Raw genomic sequence first — 17,605 nt, forward strand, 5'->3', positions numbered from 1 at the left:
GGCAAACTGGACATGGCGAGGGCCATGTCCAGTTTAATCCAGGTGTGTTTATTCAAAAATAATACTTAAAAACAACACAAACCCCATTTTCAACAAAGTTGAAATGGGGTTTGTCTACGTTCTGAAAAGCCCTTAAAAAGGGCTTTTTTATTTTGCTATATTACTCCCAGCAGCTATCTCCACAAGGATTCTGGGCTCCACCGTTATTAGACTTCTTGCAAGACTTCTTTTGAGACTTTTTAGATTTCTTTCCTGAAAGAGTAGAATCTAAACTAGTACGAAGCGCTTCAACAACTCCAAGACCGCTTGTCCCATTAGCACCAGGACCATTAGGAGCTTCAGAACCACCAGGACCATCCTGCTGTTTCACGCGGAGTTTCTTTTCGAACCAACCATCAACTCCAACTGCGTTTGGGCCTTTACCAGCGGGGCTATTACCAGCAGGACCTGGACCGTTAGGAGATTCAGAACCACCAGAACAATTCTGTTTCTTACGAAGTTTCTTTCCTGATAATCCATCTACTTCAACTGCGTTAGGTCCTTTGCCAGCAGGACCACGACCTGGGCCGTTAGAAGATTCTTCTACTTGTTTTTTTTGTTTTTTACTCATTAACTTTCACCCCCACTATTACAATATGAATGAAGGTGGGGAGTGCTTGTACGAATCACCATTTTTAAAATTTTTTTATGATCTCGTAAATAAATCTTGTTCCTTCAAAAGAGACCTTTTATATTAAAGTGTAAATTTATACTAATTTTTAAAGGTGGTACAGGAGATGAAACGAAAATCGAGTTGGCATGTATACTCTCGTCAAAGTATGATCGCGGAAGATGCAGGGAAATTACTCCCAGTTAAAATAAATATTTTCGGGATGTTCATTGATGGGGGTTTTAGGAGCAGTACAGAAAACGTCTGAAAAAACATCCCTTGCAAAGCAAACGACAGGTAAACAAACGGGACAGAAAATAGGAAACTACCACCTATGGACGAGTAAAAGAACAAATGAAAGAAGAGCCTTTCATCCATGAGCTGAGGGGCTTTTCTTCTTATGGGATCAATCTAAGAAATCTATCTGAATGCAGTTAGTAAAAACAAGGTGATCACGAGGGATTGGACGCCAAGCACAACTATCTTTTTCCCGGATGGCTTAGAATGGTTATGAAGTTTTCTAGTAAAAATGGCCTCAAATGTAAGTACGATCAAAAAAGTATAAATAAAGCCTAAAAGAATTTCCTCCATCTTTATCTCCTTATTTCATAGAATCGGCAATCTTTAGCATATCTTCTGTTGTCCAAGGATTATTTGTTTGTGGAACAACCTCCAATGAAATCTTATAGGTCAGTTTCCTTTTTTTATCCGACCAAACTAATTCCCGTATGTCTACCTGATTCATTCTCATATCAGCAATGGAGCCGTCTTTTAATTGGAAGGAAGACGGTAAGTCAGGATTAATATGTTCAACTCTATTAAAATAGGTAGCAACTGTCAGATTCGCATTGCTGCCTATGTGGTAGACCACTTCTGCAAATCTTGGATGAAGTTCAGCATCTTTTTCAACGTTTGAAGAGATCGTATCAGGCTTGAAGGGCAGGTGGCTTGGAAGTTTAACTTCAGATAATTCACTGTCTGAAAGAGTGTTCAATTCATTTTGAATGTCAGGGTGTTCCTTCATTAAGCTTTCGAGTTCCGGTGAAGGAGAAGAACAACCGTACAATAAAATCAGGGTGAGAATTCCAGCCAAATGTTTCATCGCCTGCCTCCTGTATCAATCAATTAAGAGGGATCATCCTCTTTGTTTTTCTTCTTTCGCCAAAATTTTTGAATGAAGTTCTTTACGATATCTTTTCCGGCTAAAAGTGCTCCGAGCCAGAAGAGCACTTCTCCGCCGATAATTAATCCACTTACGATGCCAGTCTTAATGGCAGCACTCAGCGTTAAAAAGGGAATAATAGGAATGAAAACCCAAAGGACGAACGATAGAATAATCATTACTATTCCAATTTTCTTTTTCATGGTTGATAACTCCTTTATTTCTGTCTACTAGGTAATACGAAAAAGCATTGATATAAGTTCCCCTATGTCTAATTTCATGATAAAACCAGCTGATTTTTTCTTCAAATCGAGAGAAAGGAATGGTCTGAATTTCCAATATCCATTTACTTGTAAAAGTTTCCAAGTTTGGATAATGTAAAAGTGACACTGTCGCAAAAAGGTGGGGGAGATCGATTGAAGAAAGAACTAGTATATCAAAGCAGAGACAAAGAGATAGAAGTTTTTGAAGATGAGTTTGGCAAGATTACTTTAAAAGAGATGCCACACGAAGCTGCTGTGATGGTCGCACTCGAAAATAATAGTTTAATATTGATCAGTCAGTTTAGGACGGCAGTGGAGGAAATCATTATCCAGCTTCCTGGCGGTGGTATAAAACGAAATGAAAGACCCAAGGATGCAGCCAGACGTGAGCTGTTAGAGGAAACAGGTATTGTATGCGGGGACGCCATCTATATAGGCAGCATTCAGCCGAGTGCGTGTTATAGCAATTGTGTAACACATGTTTACTTTACGAAAGACATTTTAGAATCTAGAAAAAAAAGAGGCTTCTATTCAAGCTTTTCACATACCGGTAGAGCGGGCGTTCCGTAACATTGAACAAGGAATCTGGAAAGACAGCGAACTGACTCATGGGTTGCTGATTGCACGATTGAAAGGGTTCATTTAAATGAGTTGTTTAGGATGCGATCTAGCTAACGCTAAATTCACTGTACATACGATATACGAAGATGAACTTGTCCATTGTTTTCTAGACATAAACCCCTTCAATGAGGGACATACATTAATCTTGCCAAAAAGGCACGTGAAAGAACTGACTGAATTAACATATGAAGAGACTCTTGCTGTTATGGATGCTGCCAAAATGATCTCTAAAAAGTTAAACACTCTTTTTGAACCAGATGGGATTACAATCAATCAAAATGGGGGAAAATTTAGTGATCTGACTCATCTGCACATGCATGTCATTCCAAGGTACGAAAATGATGGATTTACGTGGAGTGAGTCAACCATCCAAGATGGTGCACATAAAAGGTTGGCAGAAACAGCGAATAAGCTATTGAGAGTCTAATATTTTCATTTCGAAGTAAAAATGTGACACAATAATGGCTAAGGAGGGATAGATGGTGACGAGTATACATGATCGTGCAGTATTACATAATGGCGTTCATATGCCTTGGATCGGATTAGGTGTATATAAAGTACAAGATGGGGATGAAGTCATCCAGTCCATCAAATGGGCTCTTGATGCAGGTTATAGAAGCATCGACACAGCCAGTCTTTATAACAACGAAGCAGGCGTCGGACAAGCTATTGCAGAATCAAATGTACCAAGAGAAGATCTTTTTATCACGACAAAAGTCTGGAACACAGATCAAGGCTATAAGGAAACGTTGGCAGCTTTTGATGAGAGTTTAGATAGACTAGGACTCGAATATGTCGACCTTTACCTTATACATTGGCCAGTACCTGGAAAATACAAAGAAACATGGAAAGCACTCGAAAAGATATACAATGATGGCCGAGCAAAGGCTATTGGTGTAAGTAACTTTAAACAGCACCATCTAGAAGATTTACTCGCTGATGCAAAGATCAAGCCAATGGTGAATCAGGTAGAGTATCATCCCCGTCTCACACAGGAAGATCTCTTATCATACTGCAAACAGCAGGGCATACAGCTAGAGGCATGGCGTCCTTTATTAAAAGGCGAAATTTTCGAAGAACCCACTTTAATAGAACTTGCTGAAAAGCATAATAAAACCGTTGCACAGATCATTTTAAGATGGGATCTCCAAAATGGCGTTGTAACCATTCCAAAATCTGTTACTAAACACCGTATTGAAGAAAACATTGATATCTTTGATTTTGAACTATCGAACGAAGACATGACTCGAATTTCGGCACTTAATCAAGATAAACGAAATGGTCCTGATCCAGACGATTCAGAATTTTATAAGTAACCCCTAAAGCAGTCTTCTTTGAAGAGAGGGCTGTTTTTCTTCGATGCTTATGATTGTAGTTGATTTCCGCTCCAGGTACTCGCTTTCCGAGGTAAATAAGAATTATACAGGGACGGAACTTTTTTAAATTGAAGTTCTTTTTTTCTGCATAAAAGCAATATTAAGCTTTAACGGAGCTTAGTTTTAAAAAAAGGATAACGGGAAAATGATATAAGTAGATGACGGAAAGGAAGTGCTATTATGTCAAAACGTATATTGATTGTTGTAACAAATCATCAGAATATCGGAAATAATAAAACTGGCCTTTGGTTAGAGGAATATGCAGTGCCCTATAACGAATTTCGTGATAAAGGATATGACATTACGGTAAAAAGTATTAAAGGCGGGAGTATTCCTTTAGATCCGAACAGTTTAGAAGGAATTGAGCAAGATCAGTACAAAGATGCATTATCACTTTTAGAGGATACTGCTGAACTAAGTCCGGATGATGCTGTGAGTTATGACGCCATCTTCTTGCCGGGTGGGCACGGGACGGTCTTTGATTTTCCGAAAAGTGAAGCTTTAAGGGAAGTAGTAAGCCAGATGGCACAGACAAATAAGGTTATTGGAAGTGTTTGTCACGGGCCAGCAGGACTGACTACAGCCACATTGAAGGATGGAACACCTATCGTTCAGGGAAAAACAGTTACTGCTTTTACGGATGAGGAAGAAGAAGAAATGAAGTTGACGAAAGAAGTTCCATTCTTGCTCGAAACAAAACTTCGTGAACTTGGTGCAGAATTTCAGCGAGCGGGCAAATGGGAAGATTTTGCTGTGACAGATGGTAACCTTGTTACAGGACAAAACCCGCAGTCTAGTAGAAGTGTAGCGCTTCGAATGATCGAAGTACTTGAAAACAACTAGAATACTATGAAGCGGCCAGCTGTTACTGGCCGTTTTTTTATATATTTTTTTATTTAAAATTTTTAAGAAGTTTTTTGTTAGTCATTCACCCATTTTAAAAATGTGAGTATTTTATTAATGATATTGGAAGTATGGAGGGATCGTTGTGAGCTATTATATTCGCGTGGAGGAAAATGTAAGAATTTATGTGGAAGATGTTAATCCTTCCGCTGAAAAAACGATTCTTTTCATCCACGGATGGCCGGCAAACCATAAATTGTTTGAGTATCAGTTTAACCAGCTGCCATCGATGGGGTTTAGATGTATCGGAATTGATCTGAGAGGGTTTGGCAAGTCGGATAAACCCTATTCCGGTTACTCATACAATCGATTAGCGGATGATATCTATGCGGTTATCCAAACGCTAAAAATAAAGGACTTTACGCTTGTGGGGCATTCAGTCGGAGGGGCGATATCAATCAGGTATATGGCCAGACATAATGGCTATGGTGTTTCTAAACTGGCTCTTCTTGGAGCAGCTGCACCAAGTTTTACAAAGCGCCCGGATTTTCCGTATGGGCTTACTCCAGAAGAAGTTAACGGCTTCATCTCCAGCACATATAGAGATAGGCCAAAGATGCTTCAAGGGTTCGGTGATATATTCTTCTATAAATATGTAACAGCTCCATTTTCGGATTGGTTCTTTCAATTAGGTTTAGAGGCTGCAGGTTATTCAACAGCAGCTGTACTAGGCTCTTTACGCGATGAATCACTCTTTGAAGATCTGCGTAAAATTCGAGTTCCGACTCTTATTTTGCATGGTGTTCATGATCAGGTTTGTCCTTATCCTTTTGCCCTAGCCATGAATAAAGGAATCCGGCAATCAAAGCTTGTTCCAATGGAAAACAGCGGTCACGGCTTGTTCTGGGAAGAGTGGGAGAAAGTGAATAAAGAACTTGCGCAGTTCATAGATTAATAATCTTCCTTCATCACCTGTAATACATCACATGAAGATGTTCCTGATGACCAAGTGTTGCGATCAGAATATCAGGTAAATTCGCATCTTGCTTCCAAAATTATAAAAATTATTTGACTATTCGCTCAAGTGTGCTAAAATCATTTTAAATTAAAAACTTAATTAATTTCTTCTTATCCAGAGAGGTGGAGGGACTGACCCTTAGAAGCCTCGGCAACCAGCACAAATGGTGCACGGTGCCAATTTCAGAGGAAGCTTAAGTATTAAGCTCCGAAGATGAGAAGCAAGCGGGTTCTTTTTTCGTTATCCCAACCCCTTTGCTCTTTTCTTGGAGTGAGGGGGTTTTATTATGTTTAGGAGGTGTTCGGGAAATAAAAAGAGCGAAAGTATGGCAGTACTTTCACTCCGGATGCGATGACAACCCCTTGAGGAGGGCTTCAGAATCGCTTAAACATTTTACCATGTAAGCGAAATGACGTCCAATTCAAGGGAAACAAACCTTGAGGAGGAAAAGAAGATGAGTGATTTAAAATTTGCGTACTGGGTACCGAACGTAAGCGGGGGATTAGTTGTATCGAAGCTGCCTCAGGAAACAGATTGGACATTTGAAGCGAACAAACGCTATGCACAAATTGCAGAGGATTCCGGGTTTGATTTTGCCCTTCTTCAGACACGTTTCTTTGCAAGCTATGGTGCTGAATATCAACTAGAGGCTGCGACACTTGCTGCAGCATTAGCGAGTGTTACTAAAAAGATAAACTTGATCTCTGCTGTTCATCCTGGACTTTGGCATCCTGGTGTATATGCCAAGATGATGGCAACACTTGATAATATTTCTGGAGGCCGAGCTGCGATCAATGTCGTGAGCGGATGGTTTAAAGGGGAATTTACCGGATATGGTGAACCTTGGCTGGAGCATGATGAAAGATATCGTCGTTCAGAAGAATTTATTAGAGTAATCAGAAGTCTTTGGACGGAAGGTGAGACCACGTTCAAAGGTGATTTCTATCGAATAAATGGAGCTCCGCTGAAACCGAAGCCTGTTCAAAAGCCTACTCCGCCTATCTTCCAAGGTGGAAACTCAAGAGCCGCTAAAGAGATGGCTGCAAGAGTTTCAGATTGGTATTTCATGAATGGAAACACGACAGAAGGATTCAAGAGTCAGATTGAAGAAGTGAAGGCTTTGGCTGAGAAAGAAGGACGTACGTTGAAATATGCAGCAAATGGATTTGTAATTGTCAGAGATACAGAAGAAGAGGCTATCCAAGTGCTGCGTGATATTGTCTCTAATGCGGACGTTGAAGCCGTTGAAGGATTTGGAGAAGCTGTAAAAGAAGCCGGACAATCGTCTAAGGAAAAAGAGGGAATGTGGGCAAATTCTACGTTTGAGGACCTCGTCCAGTATAATGACGGATTCAAAACGGGTCTGATCGGAACACCTGAACAAGTGGCAGACCGCATTATCGAGTTGAAGCAGCTAGGCATTGACCTTGTTCTGACAGCCTTTTTACATTATGAAAAAGATTTAAAAGACTTTGGAGAAAAAGTGATACCGCTTGTGAAAGAAAAAGAAGCTCAATTGAAGGAAAAAGAAGTGCTTGTTTAATCTGAAGGAGAAATAGAAGAAAAGTCGCCATTTTTGTGGCGGCTTTTTTTATTTTGTTTCTTGAGAATGGGATTTCACCAGCTATGATTCTCATTCTGATTATCACGAGATACATGTAAATCCCATTAAAATAACAGGACTTTAGAACCACAGTATATGCCTAGCCTTAAAAAAATATGGAAAGAACTTGAGGAAAATTTATCATTGACGATGATAATCATTATCATTTAAAGTGGTACATGTAATTAATAATGAGAATCATTTTCAGTATGGTTAATTAATCAAATCTCAAGGAGGAGCATACATGAGCACCTTACAAATAGAAATGAACGAACTTTACCTTAAACAACAAGAGAAGCGGGAATCAAACGCGAGGTCTTATCCGAGACGAATTCCAATTGCTATTGAAGAAGCAGAAGGAATCTATGTAAAAGACGCCGACGGAAGAAAATTCATAGATTGTCTAGCAGGGGCAGGGACATTGGCACTTGGTCATAACCATCCAGTTGTGATCGATGCGATTGAGAAAGTGCTTCATGACAAGCGCCCGTTACATACACTGGATTTAACGACGCCAGTTAAAGAAGAATTCGTGAGTGAAGTTTTTGATAGTTTACCAGAGGAGTTTGCGAAGCGTGCGAAGATTCAATTTTGCGGACCTACTGGCGGAGATGCGATTGAAGCAGCTATTAAACTTGTAAAAACAGCGACAGGAAGAAGAAGCATTCTATCTTTCCAGGGCGGTTATCACGGAGCAACACATGGAACGATGGCCCTTTCCGGTAACTTAGGACCGAAACAGAATGTTCAAGGGTTAATGCCAGATGTTCACTTCATGCCTTATCCGTATGAGTATCGCTGTCCATTTGGAGTAGGTGGAGAAGAAACAGGAAAAATCAGCGCCAGATATATCGAAAACCTGCTATATGATCCCGAAAGCGGAATCCTGCCTCCAGCAGCTATGATCTTGGAAGTTGTTCAAGGCGAAGGTGGATCTATTCCAGCACCGATTGAGTGGCTGCGTGAAATTCGCAGAATTACAAAAGAACGCAACATTCCACTGATCATCGACGAAGTTCAGACCGGAATCGGTCGAACAGGTGAACTGTTTGCCTTCCAGCATGCTGATATCATTCCCGATGTAGTCGTTTTATCGAAAGCGATCGGTGGAAGCTTGCCGTTATCAGTTGTGATCTATGACCGTGAGCTTGATAAATGGGGCCCCGGTGCACATATCGGAACGTTCAGAGGTAACCAGATGGCGATGGCAGCAGGGACGGCAACATTAAAGTACATCAAGGAGAACAACTTATCACTGCATGCAAAACTACTCGGAGAGAAGCTTATGGAGGAACTTTCCGATCTTCAGAAAGGTGTCCCAGAGATCGGTGATATCCGAGGAAGAGGCTTAATGGTTGGTGCAGAGATCGTAAACCCTAAAATTCCATCGAGTCAAAAAGGAACATTTGCAGCAAATCCAGAACTGGCGAGCCGCATACAACGAGAATGCTTCAATAGAGGCTTGATCTTAGAAGTCGGAGGTAGACATGGAAGTGTCATCAGATTCCTGCCGCCACTTATCATGACAGAAGAACAGCTTGATGATGTGATCGCGATCTTTAAAGATGCGGTAACTGCCGCACTTAAGTAGGGATGCAGAATGAGGGGTGCAGAATGAACACAACTGATTTTGACCGTTTTTTTCTTAATAACAGTGAAGCAGGATTGCAAAGCTTCCAAGACATCGTGTCTGAAACACAGCGCGTTTTAAGCGATTTTTATAAAAACAATACAGATGCCTTTAACGGCAAACAGCCGCATGGCATTGCAGAAGAGTTGAATGCTGTTCCGCTTGCTTCAAAAGACGGAGAGGACTTTTCGAAGGTTCTGGAAGACGTATCCGAAAACATCGTTAAAAACAGCATCCACGTTTCACATCCGACAAGTATAGGGCATCTTCATTGTCCTCCGCTTGTCCCAGCGATCGCAGCGGAATTGTTGATCGGAGCCCTGAACCAGTCAATGGACTCATGGGATCAAAGTTCATCCGCCACTTATCTGGAAGAAAAACTGATCCACTGGGTGAAGGGGAAGTTAGATCTTCCGAAGCAAGCAGATGGGACGTTTACGAGCGGAGGCACGCAATCCAACTACATGGGGTTGCTGTTGGCCCGTGATGACTATTGCGACAAAGTATGGAACTGGAACGTAAAGGTGAAAGGGCTACCGCCTGAAGCACATAAGATGAGAATCCTTTGTTCGGAAGATGCTCATTTCACCGTAAAAAAATCAGCCTTTCAGTTAGGTTTAGGTGAACAGGCGGTCATTTCTATTGAAACCGACCAAAACAAAAAAATGAACCTTTCGGCTGTTGAAGCCGAAATTCAACGGTTAAAATCAGAAGGCTTATATCCGATGTGTGTCGTTGCCACTGCAGGTACGACTGATTTTGGAAGCATTGATCCGATAGAGGATCTCTCGGTGATTGCTGAAAAGAATGGTTTATGGATGCACGTGGATGCTGCCTATGGCGGAGCATTAATGCTGAGTAAAAAACATTCACATAAGCTTACTGGTATTCAACACGCTGACTCGATCACAATTGATTTTCATAAACAATTTTATCAGCCGATCAGCTGCGGTGCTTTTTTCGTAAAAAATCAAGAGAGTTTCCGATACTTGGCACACCATGCAGATTACTTGAATCCGGAGAATGATGAAGACGACGGTCTCGTTCATCTTGTAAGCAAATCGGTTCAAACGACAAGAAGGTTTGACGCGTTGAAACTATTTATGTCACTTCGAATCGTCGGTGAGAATCATTTTGCCAACATGATCGATTACACGCTTCATCTTGCAAAACAGGCTGCCGGTGTTCTAAACCAAAAAGAACATTTTGAAATCTGCAACAAAAAACCGGAAATCAATGCGGTCGTTTTCCGATACCGAGATAGTGCTGATGAGACCCTGGATGAGTTGAACATGTATATCTATAAAAGAATCCTTCATACAGGTACAGCGTTAGTAGCAAAAACAAAAGTGAACGGCCAAGTCTTTTTGAAATTTACATTGTTGAACCCGCGAACGACAATCGTGGACATTGAAGATATTCTTTATAGCATTTCTCAATTTGCAGCAGAGTACGAAAACAGGGGGATCACCCAATGACAAATCATAAACAACGATCAGAAAATGCGAGCATCCAAAGCTTTTTAAATTGTTATCTAAGAGAAACACAAAATTTTATAGAAGTTGAAGGGGAGATGAAGGAATTAGGATGGAGCGGTGAAACGCCAAATAAAGAAGTGAAGGTTACACTTGTTAATCAGAACGCCGCCATCTATGCTGCCGTAAAGCATTGGTCGTTAACAGGCAGACATCTGTTTCATTTTCCGATCCTTTATCAAACAGGTGAGAAAGTGATACCTCTTGATTACGTTTTACTTGTTTCCATCCTTTCGAAAGAATTACTTTTGGAACAAAATCGTGAAGATGCGGAAGACGAGTTGATGCTGCGGACAATTCTTAGTAAAAAAAATGTACAGCGGTATTTAGAAGAACGTGAAAGTGATGCTGCTGATCTAGAGAGCAGTGAATTTACGTTCATAGAAGCAGAGCAGTCTCTTCTTTTTGGTCACCTTCTTCATCCGACACCGAAAAGTAAACAAGGCATGAACGAAGAACAAGAATCGATGTATTCACCGGAGCTTAAAGGGACGTTTCAGCTGCACTTTTTCAAAGCGGACAGATCGATTGTTGATCAAGACTCAGCTGACGACATAATGGCTGAAGAAATTACGATGCAGCTCCTTCAGAAGGATAAAGAATTTGTTCAAACGATAATGTATGATGAGGAATCCGTCTTTATCCCTGTGCATCCGCTCCAAGTTTCTGTCCTTTTACAAGATTCATATGTTCAAACCTTAATTTCAGATGGAAAGTTAAGCTATATCGGTCCATACGGAGAGCCGTTTTCAGCGACCTCTTCTATGCGTTCTGTATACAGCCGTGATTTTAAATATATGTTTAAGTTTTCTGTACCCGTTAAGATTACTAACTCTCTTCGGGTCAATTTGGAAAAAGAACTACATAGGGGCGTGGAAGTTTCCAGGCTGATGCAAGCAAGGATGGGGCAAGAACTGAAGGAGATCTATCCATCATTTAAGATCATTCAGGATCCTGCTTTCTTGAACATCCCAACAGAAAAAGAAACATCAGGGTTTGAAGTAGTGATAAGAGAAAACCCGTTTTATGAGAATGATAGAAATGCGAGTTTGATTGCAGGGCTGTGTCAGGATCACGGATATGAAGGGAGATCACGTATCGGAGCCATCATTCAGGACCTTGCTCAAAAAGAAAACCGGTCAACGGAAGAAGTGAGCATGGAATGGTTTGGCGACTATTTATCAATCGCTCTAGACCCGATGCTGTGGCTCTATGAAACATATGGTGTAGCACTTGAAGCTCATCAGCAAAACTCGATCGTTCAGCTGGAGAACGGTTATCCAAAGCATTTCTATTATCGTGACAACCAAGGATACTATTACAGTGAATCCAAAGCAGACATGCTGGTGGAACAGTTGCCAGGGCTTAATCGGAAAAGTGTGACGATCTGCAGTGATGAGGTTGCGATCGAACGCTTCCGCTATTACTTCTTCATGAACCACCTGTTCGGACTGATCAATGGTTTCGGTTCAGCTGGATTAATAGAAGAATCAGAGCTTATGAAAATGCTGCGAAACAGACTGATGCATCATGATGAACTGACTGGCGGGAATTCCGCTTTATTAAGAAGTTTGCTAGATTCTGAGCAGCTGCCATGCAAAGCGAACATGCTTACACGTTTTCATGATATGGACGAGCTTGTCGGTTCTTTAGAGACACAGTCCGTTTATACGAAGATTCCAAACCCATTACAGAAGGTGTTGACTTCAAATGCAACCAGCGTTTAGTTTCTATGATTCAACTATCGAGAAAACACTATCTTTTGTAAAAGTAGATTTAGAGAGAGACGTGGCACTTCTTCATAAGTGGCAGCATCAGCCCTATGTTATTCCGTTTTGGAAACTGGATATTTCTTTTGATGCTTATAAGAAGCATCTCGAGGAGTTTTTAGCTGACGAACATCAGACGCTGTATTTAGGCTTGATTGACGGCTTTCCGATGAGCTATTGGGAAGCCTATTGGGTGAAAGGGGATGTGGTTGAGAATTGTTATGAACCTCATCCTGCCGATCAAGGCATCCACCTTTTGATCGGAGAAGAAGCGTTCCTTGGAAAAGGATATGCCTTGCCCTTGTTGCGTGCGATCGTCCATTATCAGTTCCAATCGCAAACGACTGAAAAAGTAATTGCTGAACCTGATATTTCCAATGAAAAGATGATCCATGTGTTTGAAAAGTGCGGTTTTAAAAAAATAAAACCGATTGAGCTGCCAGATAAGACAGGGATGCTCATGTACTGCCATAGAGAAACGTTTGAGAGGAGATGGGAAGATGTCTTTAGAGAAGCCGCAACAAGTTAAAGTGTATGACCTCATCGGTGTTGGCATCGGTCCATTCAACCTTGGACTCGCGGCTATGTTGGATGAGACTGAGGGAAAAGATGCGCTTTTTTTTGAAAAGAAAACAGAGTTCAACTGGCATAAAGGAATGCTGATCGACGGTACGACCCTTCAGGTTCCGTTCTTTGCTGACTTGGTGAGCATGGCGAACGTAAAGAGCAAGTATACGTTTTTAAATTACCTCCAGGAACACAACCGACTTTATCATTTTTACTTTTTAGAGAACTTTCACATCCCGCGTAAAGAGTATAACCATTATTGCCAGTGGGCACTTAGCCAGCTTGATACGTGTCACTTTGGGATGGCGGTAGAACAGATCATGCCGGTTGAAGATGGTGTTGAGCCATTGTACGAAGTGATTGTGCGATCAGAGGAATCTGGTGAAACTTCTTCCTATTACACAAGACATCTTTCAGTAGGTATCGGAACGAGTCCTGCCGTGCCATCACATTTGGAGAAGAAGCTAGGTGCTAAAGTTATCCACTCCTCTCAATATTTAGATCGAAAAGAAGAGCTGTTGAATGCAAAATCCATTACCGTCATCGGATCAGGACAGAGTGCTGCAGAGGTGTTTTACGATTTAGCTCAGCTACAGTCCAACGATGCTTATACATTGAACTGGTTCACACGTTCAAAAGGATTTTTCCCGATGGAGTACTCGAAGCTTGGTCTCGAATATTTTTCACCGGATTATACGAACTTCTTTTATCAGCTTCCTTCCTCCAAGAAGGATGAACTACTAAAAAAACAAGACCTGTTATATAAAGGCATAAGCATGGATACAATCGCTGACATCTATGACCTGCTTTATGAAAAATCGGTAGGTCAACATAAACCAGAGATCCATTTGCAGGCGATGACCGAACTGGTTTCTTTAGATCATGAAGGAGATACACCTCTTCTCTCACTTCGTCAAAATGTCACAGGAGAAGTGTTTGAGTTAGAATCTGACGTCGTTATTTTGGGAACGGGTTATGCACCTTCCTTTCCGCACTTTTTAATGAAGATGCAAGAAAGAATTGAGTGGGATTCAAAAAATCGCTACCAGATTACACATGATTATCGTTTGAAGACGAAAGACATGGAGAACAACCATATCTTCATTCAGAATGGTGAACTTCACACACATGGCGTCGGTGCTCCTGACCTTGGCCTTGGTGCACACAGAAACGCAGTGATTATCAATAAAATCTTTGGTGAAGACATCTATCCTGTTCACGAAAAAAATGTGTTTCAAAATTTTAGAACGGATCCTGCATGGAAGCCCGTAGCCGCACGCTAACTCTTTTTCTATTAAGCTGTGTTTTTCTGTTCGTATGTACAGAAGTGTTGCTGTCACCGTTCTATCCTCAGTTTTTCAAAAAAGTGTATGGGATAACAGATCCTGATCTTACGGGGTTTTACATCATGGTCTGCCGGCTTGTAGTCGTCATCTGTACACCGATTTGGGGACTGATCGCGAGTAGATGGCAAAACAGTTCTACTCTGCTGATCATTGGCCAATGGGGGACAGGACTATCTTGCTTCTTGATGGCAATTTCACAAAGCTTTGAAATGTTTGTAGCGGCAAGTGTTCTACTTCTGATTTTTAAGAGCAGCTACTTTCTTCTGTATACCATCCTCATGCAGGAGAACCGAAAAGCTGAAACAGTTACTGCAGCAAGCTATCATGCAGTTCTGCAGGGTGCTATTGTTTCCGCAACCTTATTATCAGGCTGGGTCATACAGATGGATCAGCCCCTGTTGATCTTCTGGATGGTTGGCATCTTGGAATGTTTAGTTGGTTTTGTTAGTTTCTTTATGCTTAAAAAAGTAGGAAGTCATGTGACGGATGATCCGTTGCAAGAAGGTGGTCATGGAAAGCCAACAATCATCCTACCACAATTATTCATTTTTGGCATTATCGTATTAACCCTGCATGTCGCTGTGAATATGATTCGGCCTTTTTTTACGACATATACCGAACAGATCTACCACACAGGTACGATGACGAGCAGTATCTTGTATTTATTGCCTAGTTTAATGGCGATAGTCTCTTTACCGCTTATCAGAAAATATAGTGAACAGCTTGGTTGGAATGGCTACATAGCAGCAACGGTCATGATGATTACCGGTTTATTTTTTCAGGCCGTTGATACAGGAATAGTGGGACTCATTGTATTTCGCTGCATGTTCGGAATAGGAGCAGCGTGGTGCCTCGCGAAACTGGATGTATTCCTTTTTAAATGGAGCCAGAATGCGCATGGCGATTACAGCAAGATCTCAGCAGTTCAAAATGTCGGGCTATTGCTCGCACCTGTTGCAGCATCAACGATTGTAAACGTACGATCGCTGTCAGCAATATTTGTTTTTGCAAGTTTGTTCGTTGTTCTTCATCTGATTGTTTTCTTATGGGGAACGTACACAAGAGAAAGAAACCGTGGAAAACTTCACCTACATAAGGAGGAAAAGCATGCATTATTTAAATGAAACAGAATCCATTCTTAAAAAAGAGACGTGGGAGAAAGTTAATAAAAATCTGCTTGCGAAAATGCTTGCCGAGTATATGTACGAAGATATGATTCATCCTGAGGAAAAGGAAGAAGGTTTCGTATTTACTGTTAATGAAGATCGGCAATATCATTTTAGTGCAGAAAAGCGTTTGTTCGAAAGCTATGATGTAGATCCTGAATCTATCAAAGTCTTAGAGGATGGGGAATGGAAACCGGCCGTTAATGCGATCCGCTTCTTAATTGATATTCAGCCTATAATCGGGATGTCTGCAGAAACAGCGGGCCATCTTATCAAAGAATTGAATCATACCCTAATCGCTGATGCGAACCTATTAAGTCATCATAAGAAAACTTCGAACGAACTCGTTGATCTTGATTATGCCGAGTTAGAAGGCGAAATGTCAGGTCACCCATGGATCACATACAACAAAGGTCGCATCGGGTTTGGTTTTGATGACTACAGTAAATATGCTCCTGAAAACCAGAACGAAACGAAACTGTTTTGGATCGCGGTACATCGTGACCGTGCTCAGTTCCAGTCCGTAAGTGAGCTGCACTATGAAAAACTGATCTTGAAAGAATTGGATAGTACGATCGTTCAGCGATTTAATGAGATCTTACGTGAAAATGGAAAGCTGCCGCTTGATTATTACTTTATGCCGGTTCACGAATGGCAATGGAAGAATGTGCTGATTCAAAACTTCCCTGAAGACTTGGCTGATGGCATGATCATTCCATTAGAAGAAGGGACAGACCACTATTTACCGCAGCAATCGATCAGAACGTTCGTGAATACGACAAATAAGCTGAAAGCTCACGTTAAACTTCCAATGAGCATTTTAAATACTTTGGTATACCGCGGGCTGCCATCAGAGCGTACGGTGATCGCACCACAAGTAACTGAACACATTAAAGGTATCTTTAAACGTGACAGCTTCTTAAAAGAGGAATGTGAAGTGGTATTGCCAGGAGAAGTTGCAAGCATCAATGTGGATCACGCTCATTATAGCGAGCTAAAGGGTGCGCCGTATCAATATTTAGAGATGCTCGGAACCATTTGGCGCGAGAGTATCTACACGTACTTAAAGCCGGGTGAACAGCCGATCACACTCGCTGCGCTCCACCATGTGGATGTGAACGGCAAGCCGTACGTTCAGAGTTTGATCGAAAAATCGGGGTTGAGTGCGGACGAATGGGTGAAAAAATTCTTCGGAGTTGTCATGCCGCCGCTATTACACTTTTTGTATCAATACGGAACAGTATTCTCCCCACATGGTCAGAACACAATCTTGATCTTAAAAGATTATCAGCCTGCAAGACTGGCGGTTAAGGATTATGTGGATGATGTGAACATTTCCGATCAGCCGTTCCCGGAGCTCGAAGGAATTACAGAAGATTTACGAAAAGTTCTTCGCAGCGAGCCGCCTGAAGGCTTGACGCAGTTTATTTTCACCGGTCTCTTTATTTGTCACCTGCGTTACATGTCAAACGTGCTTGTACGTAATGAATTAATCGAAGAGACTGCATTCTGGTCGTATTTAGTGGACAGTATTGAAGCATATCAAGAGCGTTTCTCACATTTAGAAGAACGTTTTAAATTGTTTGATTTTTTTAAGCCTGAGCTGACTAAACTATGTTTGAACCGAAACAGAATGGTCGATTACGGATATGGTGATGGAGACGACCGTCCACATGCATCAGAGTTTGGCAAAGTAAAGAATGCGCTAAATGAGATACGCGCAAAGAGAGTAACTGTTTAAAAGAATAAATTCATTGAAAGAGAGAGGCTGAACTCTAAAGTGTAAGAGCTTTTGAGTTCAAGCCTTTTTTTATGAAATTAGAGAAAAAAGGACGTTTTGAGAAGGTAATACAGTCCTTAAAGCTCATATGGTATTTAGAGAGTACATGGTGGATTTCTGTTACCGTGCATGATGGTGAACCGCCCAAAAGGTTCGCTCATGAAATGATTTGGCTGTCACAAAACATGAGTAAACTAAAAAAGATTTTAAATTGGTAAAAATAAGCAACGTGAATAACGTTTTAATTATTTCGCTTAAGGGAAATTCCTCATTATCA

At 41.2% G+C, this 17,605-nt stretch carries 18 protein-coding genes and 1 riboswitch; of the genes, 14 read left to right on the top strand and 4 right to left on the bottom strand.

Features of this window, described 5'->3' with window-relative positions:
• Nucleotides 1–160 precede the first annotated feature (160 nt).
• A complete protein-coding gene (locus tag M3206_RS16960) occupies nucleotides 161–610 on the bottom strand; it encodes a hypothetical protein (protein ID WP_251313697.1) in 450 nt (149 codons plus the stop codon).
• A 272-nt stretch (nucleotides 611–882) separates the two neighbouring features.
• Here M3206_RS16960 and M3206_RS16965 point away from each other — a divergent pair, with 272 nt between their 5' ends.
• Nucleotides 883–1,029 (top strand): hypothetical protein, encoded by a 147-nt coding sequence (locus M3206_RS16965; protein WP_251313698.1) that lies wholly within the window; start codon nucleotides 883–885, stop codon nucleotides 1,027–1,029.
• A 40-nt stretch (nucleotides 1,030–1,069) separates the two neighbouring features.
• Here the strand turns inward: M3206_RS16965 and M3206_RS16970 are convergent, their stop codons facing one another.
• The 3 genes from M3206_RS16970 to M3206_RS16980 are packed head-to-tail and all read right to left on the bottom strand — an operon-like array spanning nucleotide 1,070 to nucleotide 2,014.
• Entirely contained in the window at nucleotides 1,070–1,240 is a 171-nt protein-coding gene (locus M3206_RS16970) for a hypothetical protein (RefSeq protein WP_251313699.1), read from the bottom strand.
• A 10-nt stretch (nucleotides 1,241–1,250) separates the two neighbouring features.
• Entirely contained in the window at nucleotides 1,251–1,751 is a 501-nt protein-coding gene (locus M3206_RS16975; RefSeq protein ID WP_251313700.1) for a hypothetical protein, read from the bottom strand.
• A gap of 23 nt (nucleotides 1,752–1,774) precedes the next feature.
• The gene (locus M3206_RS16980) at nucleotides 1,775–2,014 is read right to left on the bottom strand and encodes a transporter suffix domain-containing protein (protein WP_251313701.1); all 240 of its coding nucleotides are present in this window, start codon (nucleotides 2,012–2,014) and stop codon (nucleotides 1,775–1,777) included.
• Nucleotides 2,015–2,227: 213 nt separating this feature from the next.
• Between M3206_RS16980 and M3206_RS16985 the strand changes: the two genes are divergently transcribed.
• The 13 genes from M3206_RS16985 to M3206_RS17045 all read left to right on the top strand — a co-directional run bounded on the left by M3206_RS16985 (nucleotide 2,228) and on the right by M3206_RS17045 (nucleotide 17,289).
• On the top strand, nucleotides 2,228–2,644 hold the full coding sequence (locus M3206_RS16985; protein WP_251313702.1) for an NUDIX hydrolase: 417 nt from the start codon (nucleotides 2,228–2,230) through the stop codon (nucleotides 2,642–2,644).
• Nucleotides 2,645–2,720: 76 nt separating this feature from the next.
• Nucleotides 2,721–3,122 (top strand): HIT family protein, encoded by a 402-nt coding sequence (locus M3206_RS16990; RefSeq protein WP_251313703.1) that lies wholly within the window; start codon nucleotides 2,721–2,723, stop codon nucleotides 3,120–3,122.
• 52 nt (nucleotides 3,123–3,174) lie between these two features.
• On the top strand, nucleotides 3,175–4,011 hold the full coding sequence (locus M3206_RS16995; protein ID WP_251313704.1) for an aldo/keto reductase: 837 nt from the start codon (nucleotides 3,175–3,177) through the stop codon (nucleotides 4,009–4,011).
• Nucleotides 4,012–4,251: 240 nt separating this feature from the next.
• Nucleotides 4,252–4,914, top strand: coding sequence for a type 1 glutamine amidotransferase domain-containing protein (locus M3206_RS17000; RefSeq protein WP_251313705.1), 663 nt, complete (start codon nucleotides 4,252–4,254; stop codon nucleotides 4,912–4,914).
• A gap of 145 nt (nucleotides 4,915–5,059) precedes the next feature.
• On the top strand, nucleotides 5,060–5,869 hold the full coding sequence (locus M3206_RS17005) for an alpha/beta fold hydrolase (protein WP_251313706.1): 810 nt from the start codon (nucleotides 5,060–5,062) through the stop codon (nucleotides 5,867–5,869).
• Nucleotides 5,870–6,039: 170 nt separating this feature from the next.
• Nucleotides 6,040–6,152, top strand: a riboswitch (SAM riboswitch).
• 234 nt (nucleotides 6,153–6,386) lie between these two features.
• On the top strand, nucleotides 6,387–7,475 hold the full coding sequence (gene sfnG, locus M3206_RS17010) for a dimethylsulfone monooxygenase SfnG (protein WP_251313707.1): 1,089 nt from the start codon (nucleotides 6,387–6,389) through the stop codon (nucleotides 7,473–7,475).
• Between the two features lie 304 nt (nucleotides 7,476–7,779).
• Nucleotides 7,780–9,126, top strand: coding sequence for an aspartate aminotransferase family protein (locus tag M3206_RS17015; RefSeq protein WP_251313708.1), 1,347 nt, complete (start codon nucleotides 7,780–7,782; stop codon nucleotides 9,124–9,126).
• Nucleotides 9,127–9,149: 23 nt separating this feature from the next.
• Nucleotides 9,150–10,643 (top strand): pyridoxal phosphate-dependent decarboxylase family protein, encoded by a 1,494-nt coding sequence (locus M3206_RS17020; protein ID WP_251313709.1) that lies wholly within the window; start codon nucleotides 9,150–9,152, stop codon nucleotides 10,641–10,643.
• Entirely contained in the window at nucleotides 10,640–12,427 is a 1,788-nt protein-coding gene (locus M3206_RS17025; protein ID WP_251313710.1) for an IucA/IucC family protein, read from the top strand. The genes M3206_RS17020 and M3206_RS17025 overlap by 4 nt, the downstream gene beginning before the upstream one ends.
• A 16-nt stretch (nucleotides 12,428–12,443) precedes the next feature.
• A complete protein-coding gene (locus M3206_RS17030; RefSeq protein ID WP_251313731.1) occupies nucleotides 12,444–12,998 on the top strand; it encodes a GNAT family N-acetyltransferase in 555 nt (184 codons plus the stop codon).
• A complete protein-coding gene (locus tag M3206_RS17035) occupies nucleotides 12,970–14,319 on the top strand; it encodes a lysine N(6)-hydroxylase/L-ornithine N(5)-oxygenase family protein (protein WP_251313711.1) in 1,350 nt (449 codons plus the stop codon). The genes M3206_RS17030 and M3206_RS17035 overlap by 29 nt, the downstream gene beginning before the upstream one ends.
• Complete coding sequence (locus M3206_RS17040) at nucleotides 14,295–15,506, top strand: MFS transporter (RefSeq protein WP_251313712.1); 1,212 nt, start codon at nucleotides 14,295–14,297, stop codon at nucleotides 15,504–15,506. Before M3206_RS17035 ends, M3206_RS17040 begins: the two co-directional genes overlap by 25 nt.
• Nucleotides 15,490–17,289, top strand: a complete 1,800-nt coding sequence (locus M3206_RS17045) for an IucA/IucC family protein (RefSeq protein WP_251313713.1) — start codon at nucleotides 15,490–15,492, stop codon at nucleotides 17,287–17,289. The genes M3206_RS17040 and M3206_RS17045 overlap by 17 nt, the downstream gene beginning before the upstream one ends.
• Nucleotides 17,290–17,605 lie beyond the last annotated feature (316 nt).

This window comes from Fictibacillus phosphorivorans (genome assembly GCF_023715845.1).
Lineage (GTDB): Bacteria > Bacillota > Bacilli > Bacillales > Fictibacillaceae > Fictibacillus > Fictibacillus phosphorivorans_D.

Coding starts and splice junctions, on each gene's coding strand:
- M3206_RS16970 (WP_251313699.1), bottom strand. CDS start 1,240: ATGGAGGAAATTCTTTTAGGCTTTATTTATACTTTTTTGATCGTACTT.
- M3206_RS16965 (WP_251313698.1), top strand. CDS start 883: ATGGGGGTTTTAGGAGCAGTACAGAAAACGTCTGAAAAAACATCCCTT.
- M3206_RS17020 (WP_251313709.1), top strand. CDS start 9,150: ATGAACACAACTGATTTTGACCGTTTTTTTCTTAATAACAGTGAAGCA.
- M3206_RS17025 (WP_251313710.1), top strand. CDS start 10,640: ATGACAAATCATAAACAACGATCAGAAAATGCGAGCATCCAAAGCTTT.
- M3206_RS17015 (WP_251313708.1), top strand. CDS start 7,780: ATGAGCACCTTACAAATAGAAATGAACGAACTTTACCTTAAACAACAA.
- M3206_RS17040 (WP_251313712.1), top strand. CDS start 14,295: ATGGAAGCCCGTAGCCGCACGCTAACTCTTTTTCTATTAAGCTGTGTT.
- M3206_RS16995 (WP_251313704.1), top strand. CDS start 3,175: ATGGTGACGAGTATACATGATCGTGCAGTATTACATAATGGCGTTCAT.
- M3206_RS17045 (WP_251313713.1), top strand. CDS start 15,490: ATGCATTATTTAAATGAAACAGAATCCATTCTTAAAAAAGAGACGTGG.
- M3206_RS16960 (WP_251313697.1), bottom strand. CDS start 610: ATGAGTAAAAAACAAAAAAAACAAGTAGAAGAATCTTCTAACGGCCCA.
- M3206_RS17000 (WP_251313705.1), top strand. CDS start 4,252: ATGTCAAAACGTATATTGATTGTTGTAACAAATCATCAGAATATCGGA.
- sfnG (WP_251313707.1), top strand. CDS start 6,387: ATGAGTGATTTAAAATTTGCGTACTGGGTACCGAACGTAAGCGGGGGA.
- M3206_RS16980 (WP_251313701.1), bottom strand. CDS start 2,014: ATGAAAAAGAAAATTGGAATAGTAATGATTATTCTATCGTTCGTCCTT.
- M3206_RS17035 (WP_251313711.1), top strand. CDS start 12,970: ATGTCTTTAGAGAAGCCGCAACAAGTTAAAGTGTATGACCTCATCGGT.
- M3206_RS16975 (WP_251313700.1), bottom strand. CDS start 1,751: ATGAAACATTTGGCTGGAATTCTCACCCTGATTTTATTGTACGGTTGT.
- M3206_RS16990 (WP_251313703.1), top strand. CDS start 2,721: ATGAGTTGTTTAGGATGCGATCTAGCTAACGCTAAATTCACTGTACAT.